This is a genomic window from Gemmatimonadetes bacterium SCN 70-22 (genome assembly GCA_001724275.1).
Lineage (GTDB): Bacteria > Gemmatimonadota > Gemmatimonadetes > Gemmatimonadales > Gemmatimonadaceae > SCN-70-22.
This window is the reverse complement of sequence record MEDZ01000026.1, coordinates 20,539-46,212: the sequence shown is the minus strand read 5'-3', so window position 1 is coordinate 46,212 and position 25,674 is coordinate 20,539. Positions and strand designations below refer to the sequence as shown.

Here is a 25,674-nt window from a genome sequence, read left to right as displayed (position 1 = left end):
CCCCGCCGGCCCCGCTCCCGCCGTGGGGACGACGGTGGGGATTTCCGTGCGCGCCCCGGAGTCGCTGGTGTACGACCGCGCGGGGCGCCTGGCGGGGCGGGGGGTGGAGTGAGCGAAGCCGTGCGCGCTCCCCGTCGCGGATTGCGCCTGGCGGACTCCCGCCCGGGTGGCGCCCAGGCGGCCGGTCGGCGCCCCGTGCCACGTGGCGCGGCGGCGCGCCGGGTGGCAGCGCGCCGGGTGGCAGCGCGCCGGGTGGCAGCGCGCCGGGTGGCAGCGCGCCGGGTGGCAGCGCGCTGGGTGGCAGCGCGCCGGGTGGCAGCGCGCCGGGTGGCAGCGCGCTGGGTGGCCGGGCTCTGGGTGGCGGTGCTCCTCTCCGGATGCGGTGGCGGCGAGGACGAGATCGTCCTCCGCATGACGTCGTGGCAGTCGCCACAGGAGAACGTCCTCGACCTCCCGGCCGTGCAGGCGTTCGAGCGCGAGCACCCGGGGGTCCGCGTCGTCAACGAACCGGTGAGCAACCAGGCCGAGTACCGCGAGAAGGTCATCACCGCGATCGCGTCCGGTAGCCCACCCGACGTCCTCCTCCTCGACGGCATCGACGTCCCGTCGTTCGCGCAGGCGGGGGTCCTCCTCGACCTGGCCCCCTTCGCCGCGCGCGCGGGGCTCGCGCTCGATGCATTCTTCCCCAGCGTCCTGGCGATGTTCTCGCGCGGCGATTCGGTCCTCGCCTTCCCGAAAGGGTTCTCCCCGGTGGTCTACTACTACAACCGGAGGCTGTTCGATGCGGCGGGGCTCGCCTATCCTCGCGACGGGTGGACCTTCGACGAGTTCCTGCGCACGGCGCGGGCGCTGACGATCGATCGCGATGGCGACGGGACGCCGGAGCAGTGGGGGACCGCCGTGGACCGGCGCTTTCACACGTGGCAGGCGATGGTGTGGAGCGGCGGGGGCGACATCCTCCAACCCGACGGGCGCCGAGCCAGCGGGGCGCTCGATGCGCCGGCCACGGTGCGCACGCTCGGCTTTCTCACGTCGCTGGCCGTCGAGCACAAGGTCGCGCCGCGCCCCAATGCCTTCCGCGCCGTCTCGGGAAACGAGACGCGCCTCTTCTACTCGGGACGCCTCGCCCTCCTTCCCAGCGGGCATTGGCTCATCCCCAACATCCGCGCCCAGCTGGCCCGGGGGCAGTTGTCGTTAGGCGTGGTCTCCTTCCCGCATGCCCCGGGGGCGGCGCCGGCCACGCCGCTCTTCGCCTCGGGGTGGGCGGTCCCGCGCAACGCCACCCATCGCAAGCTGGCCGTCGAGCTGGCCGCCGCGCTGGCTGGCGCCGCGGCGCAACGCCACCGCCTCGCCGCCGGGCTCGAGCTCTCCACCATGCCCGCGGTGCAGGCGGAGTTCGCCTCGCACGACACGCTGGGGCTCGAACGCGCCTTCCTGGCGCAGGTCGCCTTCGGACGCCCCCCGTGGGGGGCGCGCATCACGCGCTTCCGCGAGGTGGAGGCGCAGCTCCCCGACATCATCGATCGCGTCGTCATCCGCGGGGAACCGGTCGCCGACGTCGCGCGCGACGTGGCACGCCGGCTCGACGAGGTCCTCCGGCGGTGAGCGCCACGTCCACCGCCCTCCGCATCGCGATGCGCACCGTGATCGGGGTGTGCATCGCGTGGGCGATCGCCACCTTCCTCGTCGTCGCCCGGGCCGGCGCCCACGTCGAGTATGCGCTGGCCGCCCACGAGGCGCGAACGGTCGTCCGGGCGCTCGCCGAGGATTCGCTCGCCCGCCCGTCGCCCCGGCGCCGGCTCGTGGCCGAGGGGGCGCTCAGGCGCGCGCGCGGCGAGCTGACACGCTTCCTCGGCCGCCAGGCGCAACCACTCGAGGGACGCGACCGCGTCATCGTGCACCGCGGTTGGTGGCGCCAGGCCATCAGCGTCCCGGTGAAGGACCGCGACCAGTGGGAGATCACCGGAGTGATGGCCCTGCAGGTCGAGCCGTGGCGCAACCTCCGCATTCCCGCCGCTGGCCTCGCGCTCGCCGCCATCCTCGGCGCCACGCTCGCCACACGAGGTCTCCGCCGGTTGGCGGCCGATCCGAAGTCCTCCATCTACGCCACCCTCAGCGTCCCCGCCGCCGTCCTCGCGGTCACCATGTCGGCGCTGGCGGTGCTCGTCCGCCTGCGGATCGAGCTCGCCGCCCGCGACCTCCCTCCCCCCACGGCCGTCACGCGCTTCGACGCGCTCGCCCTCCCGCTCCCCTCGGCGCCCCTGGCGGCGCTCGCCCTCACGCTGATCCTCGCCGTCGCCATCGCGGCGCTCTTCGCCGCAGGCTGGGCCGCCTCGGCGCGCCGCCGTCCGGCCGACCGCCGCGAGACGCTCACCGCGTGGGGGTTCCTCGCTCCCAGCGCATTGCACCTGCTGATCTTCACCGCCGGCCCGCTCGCCTTCACACTCTACGTGTCGTTGCATGACTGGGACCTGCTGGGGATCGACCGCCCGTTCGTCGGGGTGGGGAACTACCTCGAGCTGGGGCGCGACCCGCTCTTCTGGAAGGCGCTGGCCAACACCGCCCTCTACTCCGTGTACGTCCCCGTCAGCATGGCGCTCGCCCTCGGAGCGGCGCTCATCCTCGACCAGCCGCTGCGCGGGATGAAGGCGTTGCGCGCGATCGTCTTCCTTCCGACCGTCGTCTCCTTCGTCGCCATCGCCGTCGTCTGGCAGTGGATCTTCAACGTCGACTACGGCCTTCTCAACTACCTGCTGCGCGCCGTGCGGCTGCCGGGCGTCGACTGGCTCGGCAACCCGAAGACGGCGCTGATCGCCGTCATGATCGTCTCGGCCTGGGTGCAGCTCGGCTACCAGATGGTCATCTACCTCGCGGGGCTGCAGGGGATCCCGCCGCACCTGCACGAAGCGGCCACCCTCGACGGGGCCACGCCGTGGGCCCGCTTCCGTCACATCACCTTTCCCCTCCTGCGCCCCGTCACCATCTACCTCTTCGTCACCGGGATCATCTGGTCATTCCAGGTCTTCACTCTCGTCTACGTCATGACCGAGGGAGGCCCCGTGCACGCCACCGACGTCCTGGTCTATCGCATCTACCAGAATGCGTGGGAGTTCCGCCGCATGGGCTACGCCTCCGCGATGAGCTGGGTCCTCTTCGCGATCCTGCTGGGGCTGACCCTCCTCCAGTGGCGCGTCATCAACCGGAAGGTGGACGATGTCGCGTGAGCGCCTGACGCGCCGGCGCGTCGTGGCCGGCTATGCCGCGGCCATCCTGCTGGCGCTGGTGATGCTCATCCCCTTCCTCTGGATGCTCTCCACCGCCCTGATGGAGGAGTTCGAGGTCTTCCAGTTCCCGCCGCCGCTCGTGCCGGCGTCGCCGCAGTGGGCCAACTTCCCGAACGCCCTCACCCAGCTCCCCTTCGGGCGCTTCTTCATCAACAGCGGGATCCTCGCCGCCTGCATGGTGGTGGGGCAGACCTTCACGGGGGCGCTGGGCGGCTATGCCTTCGCCCGTTTCCGCTTTGCCGGGCGTGGCGCCGCCTTCGCCGCGTACCTCGGGGCCCTCATGATCCCCGGCATCGTCCTCCTGATCCCGCGCTTCCTCCTCATCGACGCGTTAGGCGGCGTGGATACCATCGCCGGGCTCGTCTCCACCGAGCTCGTCTCGGTCTGGGGCGTCTTCATGATGCGGCAGTTCTTCCTCACCCTTCCGCGCGACACCGAGGACGCCGCCCGCATCGACGGCGCCTCGGAGTGGACGATCTTCTGGCGCATCGCCCTCCCGCTGGCGCGCCCGGCCCTCGCCACCCTGGCCCTCTTCGCCTTCATCGACGCCTGGAAGTCGTTCCTGTGGCCGCTCGTCGTGACCCAGTCGATGGAGATGCGCACGGTCGAGGTCGGGATCGCCTCGTTCCATGGGCTCTACTATGCCAACTGGCCCTATCAGATGGCGGCAGCCGTCACGGCATTGGTCCCCGTCCTCGTGGCATTCCTGGCCTCGCAACGGTTCTTCACGAGGGGGATCCAGCTGACGGGGATTCGCTGAGTCCGCCTCCCCGCGCTCCCTGGCCCCCCCGGCGGCGGCTCCGCAGCATATCGTTACCGAAGGTGCATGGAATCGGTCATTCTGTCCGAAGGAGGGATACCCGGGATTGGCCGCGGGTTCACCCTCGCCCCCGCACTCCGTCCCCTCTCCGAATGGCTCCCCGTCCGCTCAATACCGCGGTGCACCCGCTCGCCATCGTCTCGGACATCGCCGTGCGGCTCGCGTCGGGCCATGACGTCGTGGCCAAGACCAACGACGTCCTCGAACACCTCGTCGCCGCGTTCGGGGTCCGCGAAGCGGGTCTCTGGCTCTACAGCGCCAAGGGACTCGTCTGCTCCCTCCGCGCCGGCGAGTCCACGATCACCGCCGACGAGGTGGCGGCTCTCCTCGAGGGAGGCGAGGGGAGCGGCGCGACCCTGGCCGTTCACCGCCTCGTGGCGGGGAGCCGGCGCCTCGGGGCGATCGCGTTGCGGCTGGCGCAGCCGCTGGGGAGCGAGCCCCTTCTCGCCTTCGGTACCGTGGCCAACATCCTCGCCCTCGAGCTCTCGCGCGCCGACCAGCTGCGCCACCTCGAGGGCGAGATCGAGCGCCGCACCCGTCAGCTCGACGACGAGAAGCGCTTCACCGAGCAAATCGTCGACTCGCTCCCGGTGGGGCTCTACGTGATCGATCGCGAGTATCGCGTCCAGGCCTGGAACCGCAAGCGCGAAACCGGGATGCAGGGGATCTCGCGCGAGCAGGCGCTGGGGCGGACGATCTTCGAGATTCTCCATCGCGCCCCGGCGGAGGCATTGCGCAAGGAGTTCGACGAGGTCTTCCGGACCGGGCGCATGCAGCAATTCACCATCGAGTCACGGGCCAGCGGCGAGGCGCGCAGCTACCGCATCACCAAGCTCCCCATGCGACTCGGCGACGCGGCCATCACCCACGTCATCACCATCGGCGAGGACGTCACCGACTGGACACAGGCGCAGGACCGGTTCGCCCAGTCGGAGAAGCTGGCCGCCATCGGCCAGCTCGCCGCCGGGGTCATGCACGAAGTGAACAACCCGCTGGCCACCATCTCCGCCTGCGCCGAGAGCCTCGGCTTCCGCCTCGACGACCTGCGGTCACAGGGGGTCGACGTCCCGCCGCAGGCGGGCGAGTTTCTCCGCATCATCGACGGCGAGGTGCAACGCTGCAAGCGGATCGTCGATGGCCTCCTCGACTTCTCGCGCCCGCGGTCCGCCGAGAAGGTCCCCGTCGGCATCAACGAGGTGGTGGAGCAGGCAGTCTTCCTCGTCAGGCACCACGCCCGCTTCCGCCGATTGCAGCTGCAGACGCTCCTCGCCGCGGACCTTCCCGCCGTCGAGGGCAACGCGGAGCAGCTGGTCCAGGTGCTGATGGCGCTGCTGATCAACGCCGCCGACGCCATGCCGGACGAGGGGACCATCACCATCCGCACCCGGGGGGGGCTCTCGCGCGCCGAGGGGGTGATTGCCGAGGTCATCGACGAGGGAGCGGGAATTGCCCGCGCCGACCTCCCGCGCATCTTCGAGCCGTTCTTCTCCACCAAGGCGCCCGGGCGGGGGACGGGGCTTGGCCTCTCCATCTGCTACGGGATCATCACGGAGCACGGAGGGCGCATCGAGGTGGACAGCGCGGTCGGGGCAGGGAGCACCTTCCGGATCCTCCTCCCGGGGGTCGTTCCGGCGTGACAGACACGCCACACATCAAGGTCCTCGTCGCCGAGGACGAGCTGCACCTCGGCTCCCTGCTCGAGCAGTTCCTCGCGTCCCGGGGGCACGAGGTGACCGTCGTGCGCGACGGCGAGTCGGCGCTCGCCACCTTGCGCACCGAGTCCTTCGACGTTGCGCTCCTCGACATCGTCATGCCCGGTCTCGACGGCCTCGAGGTCCTTCGCCTCCTCCGCGACGAGCCCTCACCGCCCGAGGTCATCATCATCACCGGCAACGGGACGGTGGAGACGGCGATCGGCGCCATGCGCCTCGGCGCGTACGACTACCTCACCAAGCCCTATCGCATGGCCGAGATCGACGTGCTCGTCCGGCGCGCCTGGGAGCGACGCGAACTGGCGCGCGAGAACGCGCGCCTCGAGAAGCGACTGGCGTCGGTCGATCCCCTCCCCGAGCTCGTCACCCGCCATGCGGCCTTCCGGGAGGTCCTGGACATGGTTCCGCGCGTGGCGCGGAGCCTGGCCCCCGTCCTCATCACCGGAGAATCGGGGACGGGGAAGGAGCTGGTCGCGCGTGCCATACACCGGCTCTCCGAGCGCGGCCGCGGCCCGCTGCTCGACATCCACTGCGGCGCCATCGGCGGCGCCTCCGTGGAGGGAGAGCTGTTCGGGGTGGAGAGCGTCTCCCTCCATGGGCGTGATGGACGACGGGCGGGGCTCCTCGAGCTCGCCTCGGGCGGGACGCTGTTCATGGACGAAATCGCCGCCCTCGACGGGCGGCAACAGGGGGCGATCCTCCGTGTCCTGGAGCAGGGGACCTTCTTCCGGGTCGGGGGGACGCAGAGAGTCACGCTCAACGCCAGGATCATCACCGCGACCAACCGGGACATCGACGCCCTGGTCGCCGCCGGCGACTTCCGCGATGACCTGTTCTACCGCATCAACACGGTGCGGCTCGACCTCCCCCCGCTCCGCGAACGCCGAAGCGACATCCCCCTCCTCGCCGAGCGGTTCCTCGAGCGACTGGCTGGAGGACGGACCCTGCGCCTCAGCGACGGCGCGGTGGAGCTACTCCACTCCTACGACTGGCCGGGGAACGTGCGGGAGCTGCGAAACGTGATGGAACGGGCCGTCCTCCTCGCCCGCAGCGACACGATCGACGTGCGCGACCTCCCTCTCACGCTGCCACTCGGCGACCGCGCGCCGTCCGCCGCCGGCGCCAGCGCCCTTCGCCCCCTCGCCGAGCTGGAACGCGACCACATTCGCCTCGTGCTCGACCGGGTGAACTGGCATCAGGGTCGCGCCGCAGCCATCCTCGGCATATCCTCCAAGACACTTTACCGGAAGATCCGGGAATACGGCTTCGAGCGCGCGAGCGAACTGCAGAATAGCACATGAAAGTTCTTGTCATCGAGGACGATCCCACCGTGGGCGCGTTCATCAAGCGCGGGCTGGAGGAACAGCGATGGGGGGTGACACTCGTCACCGATGGCGAGGAGGGTGAGCGGGTTGCGGCGACCGAGTCGTTCGACGTCGTGATCCTCGACATGCGACTTCCGGGGAAGTCCGGGCTCGATGTCCTGCAAAGCCTGCGTTCGCGCGGCTTCGAGAAGCCGGTCCTTATCCTCACGGCGCAGGACGCGGTCGACACCAAGGTCAAGACGCTTCGCGCCGGGGCCGACGACTACGTCACGAAGCCCTTCGCCTTCGAGGAGCTCCTGGCCCGCGTCGAAGTCCTGGCCCGTCGCCCGAGGGCGATGGCCTCGCCGCTGCTCCGCGTCGCCGATCTCGAGCTCAACCGCGACACCCGCGAGGTGCATCGCGCCGGCCGAGTGGTCGACCTGACTCCCAAGGAATTCGCGGTCCTGGAGTACCTGATGCGGCATGCCGGCCGGGTCATGAGCCGGACGCTGATCACCGAGTACGCCTGGGGGTATCACTTCGACCCCGGGACCAACATCGTGGACGTCGTGATCAACCACCTGCGCAAGAAGATCGACGCCGGCCACGACAAGAAGCTGATCACGACGGTACGCGGCGTCGGCTACGTGGTGAAGAGCTAGGCCTCTCCCGTCTTCTCGTCCTCTCGTCCTCTCGTCTTCTGGTTCGAGCGTGTCCTCCCTCCGCTCCAAGCTGACCCTTCGCTACACCGCGGTCATGCTGACCTCGATGGTCCTGTTCGCGGGCGCGATCTTCTTCGCCCGCCGGGCGGGGGTCATGCGCGAAGCGGCGCAGCAGGCGATCGCCCATGGGGACCTCGCCGTCGCCATCCTGCGAGCGACCCAGCGAGCCGGGGCGGAGCAGATCATCGTCTCCGACTCTCTGGTCGGCTCGGTCCTCAATAAGGATGTGGCCCGCCTCCTGGTCGAGATTCCGGGCTACCTCATCGTGTTCGACGACGAGAGCGGGCGGCGGCTCTACACGTCGAGGGCGGTCAACGACCTCTACTTTCTCCCGGGGAGTCTCGCGCAGCGCGACCTCGCCCAGCGCGACATCGAGCGATTCGAGAACTCGCTGGCCCAGGTCGAGGGGTCGTCGCGGGCGGTGCGGGTGCAACTCCGGGTCGGCGACCTGATCCTGGTAGAGCGTCGGAGCAGCGATCCGATCTTCGGTCGCCGGCGCGTGATCGCCGGAGTTAACCTCAAGGAGTACGATAGTTCTGCGCGCGAAGTCCTTGGCAGCGTTCTACTTATATTTCCCATCGTAGTCGTTCTCTCGGCGGGCGGCGCGTGGATGATCGCCGGGCGGGCTATCGCTCCGATCGACCGGATCACCACCGAAGTCGAGGACATCACCGACGGGCGGTCGCTGCATCGCCGGTTGGCGGTCGAGTCGAGCGGCGACGAGCTGGCCCGCCTGACGACGACGCTCAACGCCATGATCGGGCGATTGGAGAGCTCGTTCGGGGCGCTCCGCCGCTTCACCGCCGACGCCTCGCACGAGCTCAAGACGCCGCTGGCGGTGATGCGGGCCGACGTGGAGCGCGCGATGCAGGCGCAATCCCACTCGACCGAACAGCTGGTGGCGCTGGAGGAGGCGCTGGAGCAGACGACGCGGATGGCCGACCTGGTGGACTCGCTCCTGACGCTCGCCCGCGCCGATGAGGGGCGTTTCGACCTGCACCGGGAGCCGGTCGCGATGGAGCCCCTCGTACGGGAGGTCATGGAGACGGCGATCATCCTCGGCGAGGACGCCGGCCTCCAGGTCGCGATGCCGACCGTGGAGCCCCTCGTGGTGATGGGCGACCGGACGCGCCTGCGCCAGCTCTTCCTGAACCTCGTCACGAACGCCATCAAGTACACGCCACGCGGCGGGAAGGTGGAGCTGAATCTCTCCCGTCACGATGCCCAGGTGCACTTCAGCGTCAAGGACTCGGGGATCGGGATCGCCGCCGCCGATCTCCCCTTCATCTTCGAGCGATTCTGGCGGGCCGACCAGGTCCGGTCGCGCTCGTCCGGACGCAGCGGCTTCGGCCTCGGACTCGCCATCTCGCAGTGGATCGCTCAGGCGCACGGCGGGCAGCTGCTGGTGCAGTCACGCCTGAATCGGGGGACGACCTTCACGGTGGTGCTTCCCGTGGCCGAGGGCGTGTCCGCGACCGAGTCGGCGGATGAGGAATTGCCAACGGTTCGGTCGGTAAGCTGAGGCGTGGCGGTCGCATATCAATGCAAGGCTGAGGTCGGATGGAGCGGCGACCTCGGGGGCGAACCGAATCCTAATTCGCGCTTCATCGATTCTTAATCGAGACGCTATTCCGTGATCACGCACGGACCGTAGAATCGACGCGTCCACCACAGACGCTGTTCTGCCAACGTGTCCCGACGGTCGAGGGTTATGTTCAACAACCTGGTCGAGTCCAAGCGCAAGAAGCAGCGGAGCCCTGCGGGCATCTTCTTCTCCTTTGTGCTGCATGCCGGCATGATCACCCTGGTGGTCTATGCAGGCGGGCATGCGGCGCAGGAGTTCGAGAAGCCGAAGCAGGAGAAGGTCGAGTTCGTGGAGATGAAGAAGGATGAGCCACCTCCACCGAAGAACGAACCGCCTCCGCCGCCCCCTCCGGACGTGGTTGCGGCTCCGCCGCCGCCCAAGGGGTTCCAGATCCTGACGGCTCCCGTCGAGATCCCGGACGTCCTCCCCGACATCGACCTTTCCAAGAAGGTCACTGACGAGGCGGACTTCTCGGGCAAGGGTGTCGCGGGTGGAACCTCGAAGGGCGTCGAAGGCGGGAAGCCGCAGCTCGTCGCCAATCAGGACCAGCCGTTCTTCGAGTTCCAGGTGGAGAAGCCGGTGCAGGCGCTCCCCGGCGGGTCCTCACCGCGCTATCCCGACATCCTCCGTCAGGCGGGCGTCGAGGGCGAGGTGCTCGCGCAATTCGTCGTCGACACGACGGGGCGCGCCGAGATGTCCTCGTACAAGGTGCTCAAGACCACGCACGAACTGTTCGGGAACGCGGTGAAGAATGCGCTGCCCGGCATGCGCTTCATCCCTGCCGAAGTCGGCGGCCGCAAGGTGCGTCAGCTCGTGCAGCAGCCGTTCTCGTTCGCGATTTCGAAGTAATCGGTTCGACCCCTAACCACTTGTCTGGAGAAACTCGGTTATGAATCTGGATTTCGCGGAAATCTGGGCGTCAACGCCAGTCTTTGGTAAGTTCCTGTGGGCCGTGCTGGCGTTCATGTCGGTGTGGTCGCTGTCGGTCGGCATCTCGAAGGTCTGGCAGCTGCGCCGCGCGCAGAGCGAGACCATCAAGTTCGCGCCGGAGTTCTCGCAGTTCCTCGAGGAGGACAACCTCGGCGAGGCGATCAAGCTCGCCGAGAGCTACAAGAAGTCGCACGTCGCCCGTGTCCTCGGTGGCGCGCTGGCCGAAGTCAAGCCGCTCATCATGGACGGCTCGGTCACGGTGTCCGACATCAACACGGCCGAGCGCGCGGTCGAGCGCGAGATGCTGATGGAGATGGTGTCGCTCAAGCGCGGCCTCGCCGTCCTCGCCACGGTGGGTTCGACGGCGCCGTTCGTCGGCCTCCTCGGGACGGTGTTCGGCATCATCAACGCCTTCGAAGGCATGGCCAAGTCGGGGTCGGGCGGCATCACCGCCATCGCCGCCGGTATCGCCGAGGCGCTCATCGCCACGGGCTTCGGCCTCATCGTCGCCATCCCGGCCGTGTGGTTCTACAACTACTTCACGACCAAGATCGACAACCTCTCCGCCGAGATGACCTACACCTCGAAGGAGATGATCGACTACCTCATCAAGGGCGTCTCGGGCGAGTTCGGCCGGTCGCGCTTCACCCGCGAGTTCAACACCCAGGCCCAGAGCGGCGGTCCGCTGACCTGATCCCCGCGATCGAGCGGTTTCCCGCACTCCACGTTTAGGAGGAACTCGTAATGGGCATGTCAGTTGGAAGTGGCGCCGAAAGCGTCAAGTCCGAACCGAACGTCGTGCCGATGATCGACGTCATGCTGGTGCTCCTGATCATCTTCATGGTCGTGACACCGGCGCTGGCGGCGGGGTTCCAGGCGGTCCCCCCCTCGGGGATCAACCTGAAGACCCACCCCGAGGAGGACTCGGACCAGGTCCTCGGCATCGACAAGGAAGGACAGTACTACCTCAACAAGCGCGCGCTCCAGAACGACAAGCTGGCCGAGACGCTCAAGTCGATCTACGACGCGCGCACCATCGACAAGATCCTGTACATCAAGGCCGACAAGGACCTGCCGTACGAGAAGGTGCTCGATGCCATGGACATTGCCTCGCGCAATGGCGTGCGTGTCGTCGGCGCCGTCACGGACCAGGTGCCGGGCACGGAATCCACCGTCGCCGGGGACCGCCCCGACGAGACCAAGAAGTAGAGGACTCTGCCCATGGGAATGTCAGTAGGGGGTAAGGGCGGCGGACTCAACAACGAGCCCAACGTCGTCCCCATGATCGACGTGCTCCTCGTGCTCCTGATCATCTTCATGGTCATGCAGCCGATGGCGCGCAAGGCAATGGACCTGCAGCTCCCCGACCCGCAACCCCAGGTCGCGGCGGCCAATGCCGTGTCGAACCAGATCGTCCTCGAGGTTCTCCCCGGCGACCAGTTCGCCATCAACAAGGAGCCGGTCGCCAAGGACGGCCTCCTGCGGCGCCTCAAGGAGATCTACGATCCCCGCCCGGACAAGATCATGTTCGTGAAGGGCGATCCGACGGTGAAGTACCAGCAGGTCATCTTCGCCATGGACCAGGCGCGCGGGGCCGGCGTCAAGGTCATCGGCGTCACGCCGAAGGAAGCGGCACCGGCGTCGCAATAGGCGGCACCGGCGCCGCACCAAGCGGCACCGGCGCTGGATGTATGCGGACGGCGGGCTCCCTCGGGGGCCCGCCGTTCGCGTTGGGCGACGGTACGTGACGTCGGTGAACCCTTCGCGCGACAGGATCGTATAACTTCCAGTCGCCTCCCTCACTGCGCCTCCCACTCGTGACGCTGGCCACCCCAGATCCGCGCTCCCCCCGGCCCAAGCGGCCGCCGCTGCGTCCGCCCATCGGCATTCCCTCGCGTGCGGAGTCGCGCCGCGAGGGGACCGTCGTTTCCGTCCTGATCCACGCGCTCCTTCTCTTCCTCATCGTCGCTCCTCCCGTCTTCGTCGCGACCACGCTGGACTACGTCCCGAAGCAGGGAGCAGGCGGGCCTGGGGCTGCGGGTGGGGGAGGAGGGGGCTCGGGAGGGATGGGGGGGCGCATCCTGCGCGAGCGTCTGCGCTACGTGCAGGTGGCGCCGCCGCCGGCCGAGCAACCCGCCGCCAAGCCGGAAGTCACCCCGCCCAAGCCGGTCGAGGTGCCGAAGCCGGAGGTCGTCAAGCCGCCGCCTCCTCCTCCCGTCGTCCCCCCAGCGACCGACCCGGCGGCTGCGGCCGCGAGCAAGGACGTGAAGGACGTCAGTGTCGTGAGCGGGGCAGGCGGCGGCTCGGGCAAGGACGGGAGCGGAGGGAGTGGCCCGGGGAGCGGTGGGGGCGTGGGCTCCGGGGTCGGGACCGGACGTGGATCGGGGGTCGGCCCCGGCACGGGTGGAGGAGGAGACGCGAACTATCCTCCCTCCGTCATCTCGCTCCCGATCCTTCCGCTCCCCGTCCCCAGCAAGGTCCGTCCGTACAAGCTCGTTGCCTACTTCGAGGTCGATACGACGGGGAACGCACGCCTCCTCGCCTTCAATCCCTCCAGCGACGGCGGCTACAACAAGCGCATCCGCGAGATGCTGAGCGAGATCCGCTTCCGCCCCGCCACGCGCCCGGACGGGCGCCCGGTCCTCGACACCGCCGTCGTCACCGCCGAAGCGCCGCGGTCCTGACGTCAGCCGGCGTCATCCTTAGCGAATGACGCTCTGGCCGCCATCTCGGGGCACCCGTATAATTGCGCGGTTTTCTGCCGCACTCGGCCGGACCCCGTCCTGCGCCCGGTGCCACCGTCACGACACACGCGACATCGCAGGAGAGGCGTGGCCGCATCGCACGACGCACGCACGGGATCGGATTTTGTCCGCGCACTGACGCTGACCGATGCCACCATGCTCGTGGCCGGGTCGATGATCGGCTCCGGCATCTTCATCGTGTCGGCCGACATCGCGCGAACGGTCGGCTCGCCGCTCTGGCTCCTCCTGACGTGGATCGCCACAGGAGTCGTCACCGTGCTCGGGGCGCTCGCCTATGGGGAACTGGCGGCAATGTTCCCCAGGGCCGGCGGGCAATACGTCTTCCTGCGCGAATCGATGGGTCCACTCATGGGGTTTCTCTATGGCTGGACCCTTTTTCTTGTGATCCAGACGGGGACGGCGGCCGCGGTCGCCGTGGCGTTCGGACGATTCCTCGGGGTCCTCTTCCCCTCGATCGGCGCCGAGCAGTTCGCCTGGTTCCCGCACGGCGAGATCTGTGTCGCGGCGCTCGGCTGTGATGCGCCCGGCAAGGCCTTCGAGGTCGGGCTCTCGCCGCAGCGCGTGGCGGCGCTCGCCAGTGTCTGGGTCCTGACGGCGATCAACCTGCGCGGCGTGCGGGAAGGGAAGGCGCTGCAGACCACGCTGACCGTCGTGAAGACGGCGGCGCTCGCCTTCATCGTCATCGTGGGATTGTCCTTCGGGAGAAGCGCCGAGGCGGTCGCCGCGAACTTCGGCGGCAACTTTACCGGCACCCCTCCCGCGGGATCGGCGCTCGTCCTCGCGTTCGGCGCCGCCATGGTCGGCTCGCTCTTCTCCAGCGATGCGTGGAACAACGTGACGTTTGCTGCCTCCGAGGTGCAGCACCCGCAGCGCAACCTCCCGCTGGCCCTCCTGCTGGGGACGGGGATGGTGAGCGTCCTCTACATCATGTCCAACGTGGCGTACCTCAACGTCTTGCCGCTGGCGGGAGACCCCACGGGAGCGACGGCCGTCGCGCGCGGGATCCAGCACGCCACGCAGGACCGGGTGGCCACGGCGATGATGGAGACCGTGTTCGGGACCGGCGGGACGACGCTGATGGCGATCGCCATCCTCATCTCGACCTTCGGCTGCAACAATGGGCTCATCCTCGCGGGGGCGCGGGTCTGCTGGGCGATGGCCCGAGACGGCGTCTTCTTCGCGCGCGCGGGGCGGCTCAACGCCCGCGGCGTCCCCGGGTTCGCCCTCGTCGTCCAGTCGCTCTGGATCTCGGCCCTGTGCCTGACGGGGACGTACGGCCAGCTCGTCGATTACGTCATCTTCGCGGCCCTGGTGTTCTACTGCCTGACGACGATCGGGCTCTTCATCCTCCGCCGGACGCGGCCCGGGACGCCGCGTCCGTACCGGGCCATCGGCTACCCGGTGCTGCCGGGGCTGTACGTCGTCCTGGCCGGGGCGCTGGCGGTGATCCTGCTCCTCGCGGACAAGACGCGGGCGCAGGCGATGGCCGGGCTGGCGATCGTCTTGTTAGGCATTCCCGTCTTCTACCTCTGGCGGGCGTGGCGTGGCGCGCCGCTGGCGGGCGGCTGATGGGCGCGCGCATGTTGGTGCACGGCGGGCGGCCGGCATGGGCCGCCGCCCGGAAGGGCATGTGGTGGTCAACCCGACCCTAGACGGAGAGTTCGGCATGACGAACGTGCGGGAGAGAGTTCGGCACACGGTGGGGCGCGTGGCGCGCACACTCGCCCTGGCGACGGCGGGGGCGCTGTTGTGGACCGCGCCCGTGTCGTCGCTGGGGGCGCAGGGACCCGGCCCCGAGCCGGTGGTGGCGGCCGCACAGCCCCCCGATGCCCAGGCGGCCGCGGCGGGGGCGGTGCAGGGGGAGGCCGGGCATCGCCCCGGAGGTGAGGCCAACCTCGTCGTCCCCGACCTCTCGACCTCGACCTTCCTGGGCGGGATCAACGGGACCACGCTCCTGCTGAGCGGGATCGTGGTGTGCGTCCTCGGCCTCCTCTTCGGGCTGTCGATATACCGACAGCTGCAAGGCATGCCGGTCCACAAGTCGATGCTCGAGGTCTCGGAACTCATCTACGAGACCTGCAAGACCTACCTCGTCACGCAGGGAAAGTTCATCCTGCTGCTCTGGCTCTTCATCGGCGCCGTCATCCTGCTGTACTTCAAGGCGCTGATCGGCTTCCCGTGGGACCGGGTGCTCATCATCCTCGTCTTCTCGCTCGTCGGCATCGCCGGGAGCTACGGCGTGGCCTGGTTCGGCATTCGCGTGAACACCTTCGCCAATTCGCGTACCGCCTTCGCCGCGCTCAAGGGGAAGCCGTATCCGTGCTACGCCATCCCGCTCAAGGCCGGGATGTCGATCGGGATGATGCTCATCTCGGTCGAGTTGCTCCTGATGCTCCTCATCCTGCTCTTCATCCCCGGGGACTACGCCGGCCCGTGCTTCATCGGCTTCGCCATCGGCGAGTCGCTGGGGGCGGCGGCGCTCCGCATCGCCGGCGGCATCTTCACCAAGATCGCCGACATCGGCGCCGACCTGATGAAGATCGTCTTCAAGATCAAGGAAGACGACGCCCGCAACCCCGGCGTGATCGCCGACTGCACCGGTGACAACGCCGGCGATTCCGTCGGCCCGTCGGCCGACGGCTTCGAGACGTACGGTGTGACCGGCGTGGCCCTGATCTCCTTCATCCTGCTGGCGGTGCGGGAGCCGGCGGTGCAGGTGCAGCTCCTCGTCTGGATCTTCATGATGCGCGTCATGATGGTCGTGGCGTCCGGGCTCTCCTACTTCATCAACGAGGCGGTGGCCAAGTCGCAGTATGGCGACGCGCACAAGATGAACTTCGAGGCGCCGCTCACCCGCCTGGTGTGGCTCACGTCGATCATCTCGGTGATCATCACGTACGCGGCATCGTATCTCCTCATCCCATCCATCGGCGACGGGACGATGTGGTGGAAACTGGCCACGATCATCACCTGCGGAACGCTGGCCGGCGCCATCATCCCCGAGTTCGTCAAGATCTTCACCTCCACGGAGTCGCGGCACGTGCGCGAAGTCGTGACGGCCTCACGCGAGGGCGGCCCATCGCTCAACATCCTCTCCGGGCTCATCGCCGGGAACTTCTCGGCGTACTGGTTAGGCATGGCGATCATGTCGCTCATGGCCATCGGGTACTACGTCAGCATCATGTTCCCCGCCGGGATGATGATGGCCCCCGCGGTCTTCGCCTTCGGCCTCGTGGCCTTCGGCTTCCTCGGCATGGGGCCGGTGACCATCGCCGTGGACTCGTACGGCCCCGTGACCGACAACGCGCAGTCCGTCTTCGAGCTCTCCACCATCGAACAGCTGCCGGGGATCGAGGCCGAAGTGCAGCGCGACTTCGGCTTCAAGCCGCAGTTCGAGGAGGCGAAGGAGTTCCTCGAGGAGAACGATGGGGCGGGGAATACCTTCAAGGCGACCGCCAAGCCCGTGCTCATCGGCACGGCAGTCGTCGGCGCGACGACGATGATCTTCTCCATCGTCGTCTCGCTCACCGAGGGACTCAAGCCCGAGTTCCTGCAGTACCTTTCCCTCCTCCACCCGCCGTTCCTGCTCGGGCTCGTCACCGGTGGCGCCGTGATCTACTGGTTCACCGGCGCATCGATGCAAGCGGTGACGACCGGCGCCTATCGCGCGGTGGAGTTCATCAAGGACAACATCAAGCTCGAGGGGACGACCAAGGCGTCGGTGGCCGATTCCAAGAAGGTGGTGGAGATCTGCACCCTGTACGCGCAAAAGGGGATGCTCAACATCTTCCTCACCGTCTTCTTCTCCACCCTGGCCTTTGCCTTCGTGGAGCCGTACTTCTTCATCGGCTACCTTGTGTCCATCGCCCTCTTCGGGCTCTACCAGGCGGTCTTCATGGCCAATGCCGGCGGCGCCTGGGACAACGCCAAGAAGATCGTGGAGACCGAGCTGAAGGCGAAGGGAACCGACCTGCATGCGGCGACGGTGGTGGGCGACACCGTCGGCGATCCGTTCAAGGACACTTCCTCGGTGGCCCTCAACCCGGTCATCAAGTTCACGACGCTCTTCGGCCTCCTGGCGGTGGAGCTCGCGGTGAGCATGACCAACAAGAGCGGGACCGGGCTCACCCACGCGCTGGCCCTCGTGTTCTTCGTGATCAGCGCCTACTTCGTCTATCGCTCGTTCTACGGGATGCGCATCGAGGCCTCCGCCGGGGCCGGTGTGCCGGCCAAGGCGTAGTCGCCGGCCCAGCCGCGGGGCCCGGCGGAAGGGTTCGCCCGGGCCCCGCGGTCTGCGTTTCCGCTCCCTCATCCAGCCCTGATGTCGAACTCCTCCATCTTTGCGCGCAAGTCGGTGGCCGACTGCGAGGCCGAGGCCTCGCTGGGCGGCGGGCTCAAGCGAACCCTCACCAAGTGGCACCTCACCGCGTTAGGCGTCGGGGCGACCATCGGGGCCGGGATCTTCGCGACCACGGGGACGGCGATCGTCGGCGACCCCGCCCGCCCCGGCGCAGGCCCGGCCATCGTCTTCTCGTTCCTCCTCACCGCCGTCGCCTGCGGCTTTGCCGCCCTCTGCTACGCCGAGTTTGCCGCGATGGTCCCGATCTCCGGCTCGGCCTACACGTATGCCTACGCCGCCATCGGCGAGTTCGTCGCCTGGATCATCGGCTGGGACCTCATCGTCGAGTACGCCGTGGGCAACATCGGGGTCGCGATCGGCTGGTCGGGGCACTTCCGCGAGCTCATATCGCACTTCGGCCTCCACCTCCCGGCCTGGCTCGCCACCGACTACCGCTCCGCCCACGATGCCTTCAACGCGGTCAGCGCGGGGTCGACCGACCCGGTCATGCAGTACCTCGGCTCGGCATGGAGCAGTGCCCCGCACCTGCTCGGGCTCCCGGTCATCATGAACCTCCCGGCGGCGCTGGTGGTCTTCGTGATCACCGTCGTCCTCGTCATCGGCATCCGGGAGTCCGCCAACACCAACAATGCGATGGTCCTCCTCAAGATCGGGATCATCATCTTCTTCCTTGCCATCGGCGTCTTCCTCATCAAGCCGGCCAACTGGAACGACCCGGGGCAGGGGGGCTTCGCTCCCAACGGCTTCGCCGGGGTCAGCGCCGCGGCGGCGATCATCTTCTTCAGCTACATCGGCTTCGACGCCGTGTCGACCGCCGCCGAGGAGGCCCAGAATCCCGCGAAGGACATGCCCTTCGGGATCATCATGTCGCTGGTGATCTGCACCGTGCTGTACGTGGCCCTCTCGCTCGTGATGACGGGGATGGCCCCCTGGCAGCAGCTGGGGACGGCAGAGCCGATGATTACCGCGCTCCAATATGCCGACGGCCCCCCCGCGCTCCTGGCGGCGTCGCGCTTCGTCATCGCGTTAGGCGCGGTCATCGCGATGGGAAGCGTCCTCCTCGTCTTCCAGCTCGGACAGCCGCGCATCTTCTACTCGATGGCCCGCGACGGCCTCCTCCCCCCCGTCATGGCGAAGGTCCACCCGCGCTTTCGCACCCCGTACGTCGGGACGATCCTGACCGGGACCTTCGTGGCGACCTTTGCCGCCTTCGCCAACATCGCCGAGGTGGTGGACCTGACGAACATCGGGACGCTCTTCGCCTTTGTCCTCGTCTCGGCGGGGGTCATCTTCCTGCGCAAGTCGGACCCTGACCGCGTGCGCCCGTTCCGGGTCCCAGGCGTCCCCTTCACCCCCCTGATCTCCATCGCGGCCTGCTTGTACCTTATGCTCCAGCTTCCGACCGTGACCTGGATCCGCTTCGGCATCTGGCTCGCGGTCGGTCTCGTGTTCTACTTCGTGTACGGCTATCGCCACTCGGCCCTTCGCACCGGCAAGCGCCCGGTCCTCTCGCCGCCAGGAGGGGAGGGGCACGCCGGGTGAGCTGACGCCCCTCTCGCCGACATCCCCACGCTGGCCGCGTCGCCTGCGTAAGGGATGAGCGCCTCCGCAGACGCCCCTCGTCCTCTCGTCTTCTCGTCTTCTCGTCTTCTCGCCCCACATGTCCGAATCGATTGGCAATTCCGGCACCGGGATGAAGCTCCACACCAAGATCCTGCTCGGCCTCCTGGTCGGTGCCACGTTAGGCGTGCTGGCCAACCAGACCCTCGGGGGGAAGCACCCGCTGGTGGAAGGGGTCAACCACTACGTGGCCGGCCCCATCGGGCAGATCTTCCTGCGGATGCTGTTCATGATCGTCATCCCGCTCGTCTTCGCCTCCATCTCCCTGGGGGTGGCGGGGCTGGGAGACATCCGGCGGGTCGGGCGCGTGGGGGGGAAGGCGATCGGGTACTTTCTTGGCTCCACGGCGCTCGCCGCCACGCTCGGACTCATCCTGGTCTCGCTCGTGCGCCCCGGGGCCAGCCTGGATCCCACCATCCGCGCCGAGTTGATCCAGACCTACGCCACGGATGCAACCTCGAAGGTGGAGGCGGCCGCCAATTCGACCTTCGGGATCGAGACGCTGGTCAACATCGTCACCCGCAACCCGCTCAAGTCGGCCGTCGATCTCGACATGCTCGGGATCATCTTCTTCGGGATCATGTTCGGGGCCGCCCTCACCCTCATCAAGGAGGAGAAGGCCAAGCCGATGATTGCCTTCCTCGACGGGCTGGAGGCGATCGTCATCAAGATCGTGGAGATCGCGATGCGGCTGGCCCCCTACGGCGTCACCGGGCTCATCTTCGGCGTCACCTCGCGGTTCGGCTTCCACCTGTTGAAGCCGCTCGCCTCCTACGTGATCGTCGTGCTCGGGGCGCTCCTGCTCCATGTCGTGATCAATGTCTCGGCCATCATCCGCTTCCTGGTGGGGATGTCGCCGATGCTCTTCTTCTCGCGCATCCGCTCGGCGCTGGTCACGGCGTTCTCCACGTCCAGCAGCAGCGCCACCCTCCCCACGGCGCTCGCCACCGCCGAGCAGAACCTGGGCATCCCGTCGCACATCGCCGGCTTCGTCCTCCCGTTAGGCTCCACGATGTGCATGAACGGGACGGCGCTCTTCGAGGGGATCACGGTCATCTTCCTCTGCCAGGTCTTCGGCGTCGACCTCTCGCTGGGGCAGATGATCGTGGTGATGGTGATGTCGGTCATCACCGCGGTCGGCGCGGCCGGCGTCCCGGGAGGGTCCATCCCCCTCCTCGTCGGCATCCTCACGATGTTCGGCGTCCCGGGCGAGGGGATCGCCCTCATCCTCGGGGTGGACCGCATCCTGGACATGTCGCGCACGACGGTGAACGTGTGCGGCGACCTCAGCGCCACCGCCTTCGTGGCGAAGTCCGAGGGGGTCTGGAACGCGTCGATGGTCCCGGCGGTCGAGGGGCTCGATGCCGGAGGGCGCGACGAGAGCCCGTGACGGAGCGTGGCGCTCCATGAGCGACGGGGGCGGCGGGGGCGGCGGGGGCGGCGGCGGCCGACCTCCGTCGCCCCGCGTGGGCGACGCTACCGCATCCCGCGCTCGGCGAGCACCCGCCGGCGCTCCTGCCATACCGCGATGACGCCCGGGGCGATGGACAGCAGGATGATCGCCAGCACGACCGCCGAGAAGTTGTCCTTCACGAAGGGGATGTTGCCGAAGAAGTAGCCGGCAAAGAGCATCGCGCCGACCCACGCCACCCCGCCGGTCACGTTGTACAGCGCGAAGCGCTGGTAGGTCATCGTCCCCGCCCCGGCCACGAAGGGGGCGAACGTCCGAATGATCGGGACGAACCGGGCCAGGATGATCGTCTTCCCGCCGTGGCGCTCGTAGAACTCGTGCGTGCGCTGGATGTGCTCCTTCTTCACCAGGGGGAGGCGCCCGGCCGCTGCCTGCGCGCCGAACTTGCTCCCGATCCAGTAGTTCACCGCGTCGCCGACGATGGCGCACGTGGTGAGGAGCACGAACAGGAGCACGATGTTGAGCGACCCGGTCGCCGCCGCCAGCGCGCCCACGGCGAACAACAAGGAGTCTCCCGGGAGAAACGGGGTCACGACCAATCCCGTCTCGGCAAAGATGATGAGCGCCAGCACTACGTACGTCCAGACGCCGGCCCAGTTCACCAGCACGGTGAGGTGGGCGTCCAGGTGGAGCACGTAGTCGATGAACGTCTGGATCAGTTCCATGATGTCGGGAAAGGGGACGAGATGCCCGCTTGCGTCGGCTAGGCCGCGGTGGCCCCGAGGAGGCGGAGCGCCGCGCGCACCGCCCCCCGTACCGGGACGACCTCTTCCTCGCGCAGCTGGGCGCCAGGGACGGCCGACTTGAGACGGTGGACCATCCGCTTGCGCAACAGCGATCCCTTCGCCAGCAGTCCGCCGCCTAACGCGAGAGGGACGGCGGCCCGCTCGTCACCGAACAGCTGGCGCGCGAGCGTGCGCGCGTGCAGCACCAGTTCCTCCACCGCCAGCGTCACGAGCGAGTTGGCCCGGAGGTCGCCTCCGTGCGCAACGCTCAGCACCACCGGTGCCAGCGTCGCGAGCGTGGCCGGGGTCGCGCCCGCAGCCCACGCCACCAGCTCCGGCACCTCGTTCACCTCGGCCGCCGTCAGGATCGCGCCGGAGAGCTGCGTTTCCGGCTCGCGCCCGTCGTGTGACGCCGTCACGATGCTGAGCGCCCGGCGGCCGATCCATGCGCCGCTTCCCTCGTCGCCGCATGCCGGTCCCCAGCCGCCCACGCGGGCAAAGGCCCCGGCCGGCCCGCGGCCGAAGCCTACCGATCCGGTGCCGCTGATCACCATGAGCCCCGGGCCGTCGCCGAAGGCATCCTCGAGCGCGATCATCGCGTCGGGCTGGACCGAGACATCCTCGGCCACCTCGCGTGCCAGCAGCGCCTGCCACAGGGCGTCGCGCTCCGAGTCGCGTCCCGCGCCCGCCACCCCGGCCACCAGGACCTTGGGGACGACGTCGGCCATCCGACAGGACGCCAGCGCCTCCCGCACCGCGGCGGCGATGACCTCGGCCGAGCGCTCGGCCTCGCCGGGGCGGACCGCGCTTGGCCCGCCCTCCGCCGTGGCCAGCTCCCTCCCGCTCTCGTCGGCGATCACCACGCGCGTGCGCGAGCCGCCACCATCGACTCCGGCGACGATGGTGATGCTCATGCCTTGTCCCTGCCGGGAACGGTGGCGGGCGCGGGATGGGTGAGTGACGACAGCATGCCGGTGATGAACGTGATGGTGGTGCCGATGAGGACGTACCAGGGCCAGGCGATCCGGGCCAGCGGGCCGAGTGATGACGCGAGCGAAGGATAAGCGGACGAGAGCTGCTTGGCGAAGACCACGAACGTCATCGTCGCGATCCCGACGGCCATCCCCGTGATCGCGTCGCGCTGGTTGGCGCGCCGCCATCCGAGTCCCAGCGCGAAGGCGCCTAACAAGCCGCCGTACGTGAACGACGCGATGGAGAGCGCCACCACCACCACCGGCGTCCCCTGGTTCTTGTAGAGGAGGGCCCCCCCGATGAGGATCACCGCCCAGAGCAGCGTGAAGATCCGGCCGGCCCGGAAGACGGCCGGATCGTCGGCCCGCTTCCCGGTGAGCGGGAGGTAGATGTCGTGCGTCGTCGCCGCCGACAACGAGTTGAGCGAACCCGAGACCGTGCTCATGGCCGCCGCGAGAATGGCGGCCACCACCAGCCCCGTCATCCCCGGCGGCATCACCTCGATGATGAACGTCGGGAATATCTCGTCGGGCTTCGGGAAGGTGCGGGCCTGGTAGTACGAGTAGAGCCCGATGCCGATGAAGAGGAACAGCGTGAACTGCGCCAGCACGGCGAACCCGCTTCCGATCAGTGACCGCCGCGCGTCGCGCAGCGACGCCGCCGCGAGCAGGCGCTGCACGATCAGCTGGTCGGCGCCGTGCGACGCCATGGAGAGGAACCCGCCGCCGATGACTCCCGCCCACACGGTGTGCGGCTTGCTCACGTCGGTCGAGAAGTCGAAGATGCGCAGCTTCCCTGCGCCCGCGGCCCGGTCGAGCACGGCCGACCATCCTCCCTCCACGCCGCTCCCGATCAGCCAGACCGCCCCGATCCCCCCCAGCAGGTACACCACGGTCTGCACCACGTCGGTCCAGACGACGGCTCGCATCCCCCCCTCGTAGGTGTACACGACGGTGAACGCCCCGAGGATGAGGATCGAGAGCGGCATCACGTACTCGGCCGGGACGGACGGCCCGAGGATGAGCGCGACGGGGATCGCCGTCGCGAAGACGCGCACCGAGTCGCCGAAGGCCCGCGTCACCATGAAGGTGATGGACGCGAATCGGCGCGTCGTGAGCCCGAACCGGCGCTCCAGCAGCGCGTACGCGGTCACCAGCTCCCCCTGGAAATAGCGGGGGAGGAGGACGTACGACACGACGATGCGCCCGACGATGTAGCCGAGCACCACCTGGAGAAACGAGAAGTCGCCGAGGTACGCCAGCCCGGGGATCGAGATGAAGGTCAGCGCGCTGGTCTCGGTCGCGACGACGGAGAACAGGATCGCCCACCAGGGAATGGCACGCGAGGCGACGAAGTAGTCGCGCGCGCTCTTCTGCCCCCGCCCCAGCCAGATCCCGAGCGCCGTCGTCCCGCCCATGTACAGCACGAGGACGGCGATGTCGAGTAGCGTGAAGCTCCCCATCAGCCGCGTCCCTTACATGACGACATACGCCTCCATGGCGAAGTACTCCGCCAGGCCGAGGCGGTCGAGCAGCGCGGCGGTGTCCTTGTTCCGGGCCTCCACCCGCTGCCAGAACTCGCGGTCGTCCTGGCCGGGGAACGGCGCCGAGTCCTTCTGCGACTGGTGCTTGAAGATCGCCTGGATCTTGAGCTTCAGCTCGTCCTGCGAGATCGGGACGAGCCAGGTGGCCTGGGTGATCGGCCACTCCTGCCACGCCCCGCGGTACAGCCAGACTTCGGGGATGGGCGTCGTCGTGCCGCGCAGCGCGTGCAGCGCCGCCTCGATCGCCTCCTTGCACATGCGGTGCGTCCCGTGCGGATCGGACAGGTCGCCGGCAACGAAGATCATGTCCGGCCGCTTCTCCTCGATCAGCGCCCGCACGATCGCGATATCGGCCGGGCCGATGGGGTCCTTGCGCACCTTCCCCGTCTGGTAGAAGGGAAGGTTCAGGAAGCGCGCCGCCGCACTCGTCAGGCCCATGGTCTCGATGCCCGAGATGGCCTCGGATTCGCGGATGATCCGCTTGATGTCCTGGACCTCGGCGGTGTCGACGTCGCCCGGGTGCTTGGCGGCGAGGAAGCCGTACACGCGATCGCGCATCGCCTCGATGGCCGCCACGTCGAGCGAACGGTCGTGGGCCAGTCGCACCAGGAAGTCCACGTAGCGGCGCACGTCGTGGTCGAAGACGGCGATGTTCCCGCTCGTCATGTACGCCACCGTGATGTCGTTCTCGTTGAGGACGAGCTTGCGCAGGATTCCCCCCATCGAGATCACGTCATCGTCCGGGTGCGGCGAGAAGCAGATGACGCGCTTGCCCTGCGGGAGCTTCGAGCGTCCCTTGATCTTGGCGCCCAACGCGTTGAAGACGTGCCCGTTCACCTCGCCGGCGCTCCCGAACCGGGCCACGAGCGACGATAGATGGTGCTCGGCGTAGTCGTGCTGCGTGAGCTTGAGGATCGCCTTCTCGGTCTTGAGCGAGAGCCAGACCACCGCGCGGATCGTGAGCTGCTCCGTCCACGTGACCTCGTCGAGGAGCCATGGCGTCGCGATACGCGTCAGGTCGGCCGCTGCGGCGCGATCCACGAAGAAGGTCGTGGCCGGGTGCCGCTGGAGGAACGTCGCCGCCACGTCGATGGCGATCTCCCCCTCCACCGCGCGCCGCACGATCGCCGACTTGTGCTCGCCGGTGGCCAGGATCGCGATCTCGCGCGCCGCGAGGATCGTCGCCACCCCCATCGTCAGCGCCTCGCGGGGGACGTTCTCCTCACCGAAGAAATCGGCCGCCGCGTCGCGGCGCGTGATCATGTCCAGCGTCACGAGGCGGGTCCGGCTTTCGGCCCCCGAACCGGGCTCGTTGAAGCCGATGTGCCCGGTCTTCCCGATCCCGAGGATCTGGAAGTCGATCCCGCCGGCGGCCCGGATCGCGTCCTCGTAGGCGCGCACGTGTGCCTCCACCTCGCCGCGCGGAATGTCGCCCCGCGGGATGTGGACGTTGGCCCGGTCGATGTCGATGTGCGCGAACAGGTTCTCCCACATGTATCGGACGTACGAATGCACGTTGTCCGGCTGCATGGGGTAGTACTCGTCCAGGTTGAACGTCACCACGTGCCGGAACGAGAGCCCCTCCTCGCGGTGCATCCGGATGAGCTCACGGTACACGCCGATCGGGGTCGACCCGGTCGCCAGCCCGAGGACGCACGCGCGCCCGCTGGCCGCCCGGTCGCGCATGATGGCGGCGATGCGCGCGGCGACGAGGCGGGCGATATCCTCGTGCTCGTCGACGACGATGGTGGGAATGCGCTCACGCGCGTGGGCGTCGCCGGCGTGCACATGCGAAGGCCCGCGATTCGTCGACAACAAATCGCGGGCCTCGTCCGTCGCGGCGGCGCCCGGCGTGGTGACC

Annotated in this window: 20 protein-coding genes; 16 read left to right on the top strand and 4 right to left on the bottom strand. The window is 68.5% G+C overall.

The genetic code is table 11. The features are described from left to right. The first annotated feature begins 342 nt into the window (after nt 1–342). From ABS52_13500 to ABS52_13425, 16 genes are all read left to right on the top strand, one after another. Nucleotides 343–1,605 carry a hypothetical protein gene (locus ABS52_13500; GenBank protein ID ODT02543.1) on the top strand — a complete coding sequence of 421 codons (1,263 nt, stop codon included), beginning with the start codon at nt 343–345 and terminating at the stop codon, nt 1,603–1,605. 797 nt (nt 1,606–2,402) lie between these two features. Continuing rightward, on the top strand, nt 2,403–3,224 hold the full coding sequence (locus ABS52_13495) for a hypothetical protein (GenBank protein ODT02551.1): 822 nt from the start codon (nt 2,403–2,405) through the stop codon (nt 3,222–3,224). Then, the gene (locus ABS52_13490; protein ODT02542.1) at nt 3,214–4,044 is read left to right on the top strand and encodes a hypothetical protein; all 831 of its coding nucleotides are present in this window, start codon (nt 3,214–3,216) and stop codon (nt 4,042–4,044) included. The genes ABS52_13495 and ABS52_13490 overlap by 11 nt, the downstream gene beginning before the upstream one ends. A gap of 152 nt (nt 4,045–4,196) precedes the next feature. Beyond that, nucleotides 4,197–5,741: a hypothetical protein gene (locus ABS52_13485; GenBank protein ODT02541.1), complete on the top strand. Its 1,545-nt coding sequence runs from the start codon at nt 4,197–4,199 to the stop codon at nt 5,739–5,741. After that, a complete protein-coding gene (locus ABS52_13480) occupies nt 5,738–7,117 on the top strand; it encodes a hypothetical protein (GenBank protein ODT02540.1) in 1,380 nt (459 codons plus the stop codon). Before ABS52_13485 ends, ABS52_13480 begins: the two co-directional genes overlap by 4 nt. Next, nucleotides 7,114–7,782 (top strand): DNA-binding response regulator, encoded by a 669-nt coding sequence (locus tag ABS52_13475; protein ODT02539.1) that lies wholly within the window; start codon nt 7,114–7,116, stop codon nt 7,780–7,782. Before ABS52_13480 ends, ABS52_13475 begins: the two co-directional genes overlap by 4 nt. 49 nt (nt 7,783–7,831) lie before the next feature. Then, a complete protein-coding gene (locus ABS52_13470; protein ODT02538.1) occupies nt 7,832–9,364 on the top strand; it encodes a hypothetical protein in 1,533 nt (510 codons plus the stop codon). A 189-nt stretch (nt 9,365–9,553) separates the two neighbouring features. Continuing rightward, on the top strand, nt 9,554–10,276 hold the full coding sequence (locus tag ABS52_13465; protein ODT02537.1) for a hypothetical protein: 723 nt from the start codon (nt 9,554–9,556) through the stop codon (nt 10,274–10,276). A gap of 103 nt (nt 10,277–10,379) precedes the next feature. Next, nucleotides 10,380–11,051 (top strand): hypothetical protein, encoded by a 672-nt coding sequence (locus ABS52_13460; protein ODT02536.1) that lies wholly within the window; start codon nt 10,380–10,382, stop codon nt 11,049–11,051. A gap of 50 nt (nt 11,052–11,101) precedes the next feature. Further along, on the top strand, nt 11,102–11,566 hold the full coding sequence (locus ABS52_13455) for a hypothetical protein (protein ID ODT02535.1): 465 nt from the start codon (nt 11,102–11,104) through the stop codon (nt 11,564–11,566). Nucleotides 11,567–11,578: 12 nt separating this feature from the next. Further along, the gene (locus ABS52_13450) at nt 11,579–12,007 is read left to right on the top strand and encodes a hypothetical protein (GenBank protein ID ODT02534.1); all 429 of its coding nucleotides are present in this window, start codon (nt 11,579–11,581) and stop codon (nt 12,005–12,007) included. Between the two features lie 167 nt (nt 12,008–12,174). Beyond that, complete coding sequence (locus tag ABS52_13445) at nt 12,175–13,041, top strand: hypothetical protein (GenBank protein ODT02533.1); 867 nt, start codon at nt 12,175–12,177, stop codon at nt 13,039–13,041. A gap of 147 nt (nt 13,042–13,188) precedes the next feature. Next, nucleotides 13,189–14,691, top strand: coding sequence for a hypothetical protein (locus ABS52_13440; protein ODT02532.1), 1,503 nt, complete (start codon nt 13,189–13,191; stop codon nt 14,689–14,691). Nucleotides 14,692–14,974: 283 nt separating this feature from the next. Next, a complete protein-coding gene (locus ABS52_13435; GenBank protein ODT02550.1) occupies nt 14,975–17,362 on the top strand; it encodes a sodium-translocating pyrophosphatase in 2,388 nt (795 codons plus the stop codon). Nucleotides 17,363–17,443: 81 nt separating this feature from the next. Next, complete coding sequence (locus ABS52_13430; GenBank protein ID ODT02531.1) at nt 17,444–19,024, top strand: hypothetical protein; 1,581 nt, start codon at nt 17,444–17,446, stop codon at nt 19,022–19,024. Nucleotides 19,025–19,175: 151 nt separating this feature from the next. Beyond that, nucleotides 19,176–20,492, top strand: a complete 1,317-nt coding sequence (locus tag ABS52_13425) for a hypothetical protein (GenBank protein ID ODT02549.1) — start codon at nt 19,176–19,178, stop codon at nt 20,490–20,492. A gap of 86 nt (nt 20,493–20,578) precedes the next feature. Here the strand turns inward: ABS52_13425 and ABS52_13420 are convergent, their stop codons facing one another. Genes ABS52_13420 through ABS52_13405 form a run of 4 tightly spaced genes read right to left on the bottom strand, consistent with a single transcriptional unit; the run spans nt 20,579 to nt 25,601 of the window. Beyond that, a complete protein-coding gene (locus tag ABS52_13420; GenBank protein ODT02530.1) occupies nt 20,579–21,238 on the bottom strand; it encodes a hypothetical protein in 660 nt (219 codons plus the stop codon). 38 nt (nt 21,239–21,276) lie between these two features. Beyond that, on the bottom strand, nt 21,277–22,212 hold the full coding sequence (locus tag ABS52_13415) for a hypothetical protein (protein ID ODT02529.1): 936 nt from the start codon (nt 22,210–22,212) through the stop codon (nt 21,277–21,279). Continuing rightward, on the bottom strand, nt 22,209–23,732 hold the full coding sequence (locus tag ABS52_13410) for a hypothetical protein (protein ID ODT02528.1): 1,524 nt from the start codon (nt 23,730–23,732) through the stop codon (nt 22,209–22,211). Before ABS52_13410 ends, ABS52_13415 begins: the two co-directional genes overlap by 4 nt. Before the next feature lie 12 nt (nt 23,733–23,744). Beyond that, nucleotides 23,745–25,601 (bottom strand): glucosamine-6-phosphate deaminase, encoded by a 1,857-nt coding sequence (locus ABS52_13405; GenBank protein ID ODT02548.1) that lies wholly within the window; start codon nt 25,599–25,601, stop codon nt 23,745–23,747. Nucleotides 25,602–25,674: the final 73 nt, after the last annotated feature.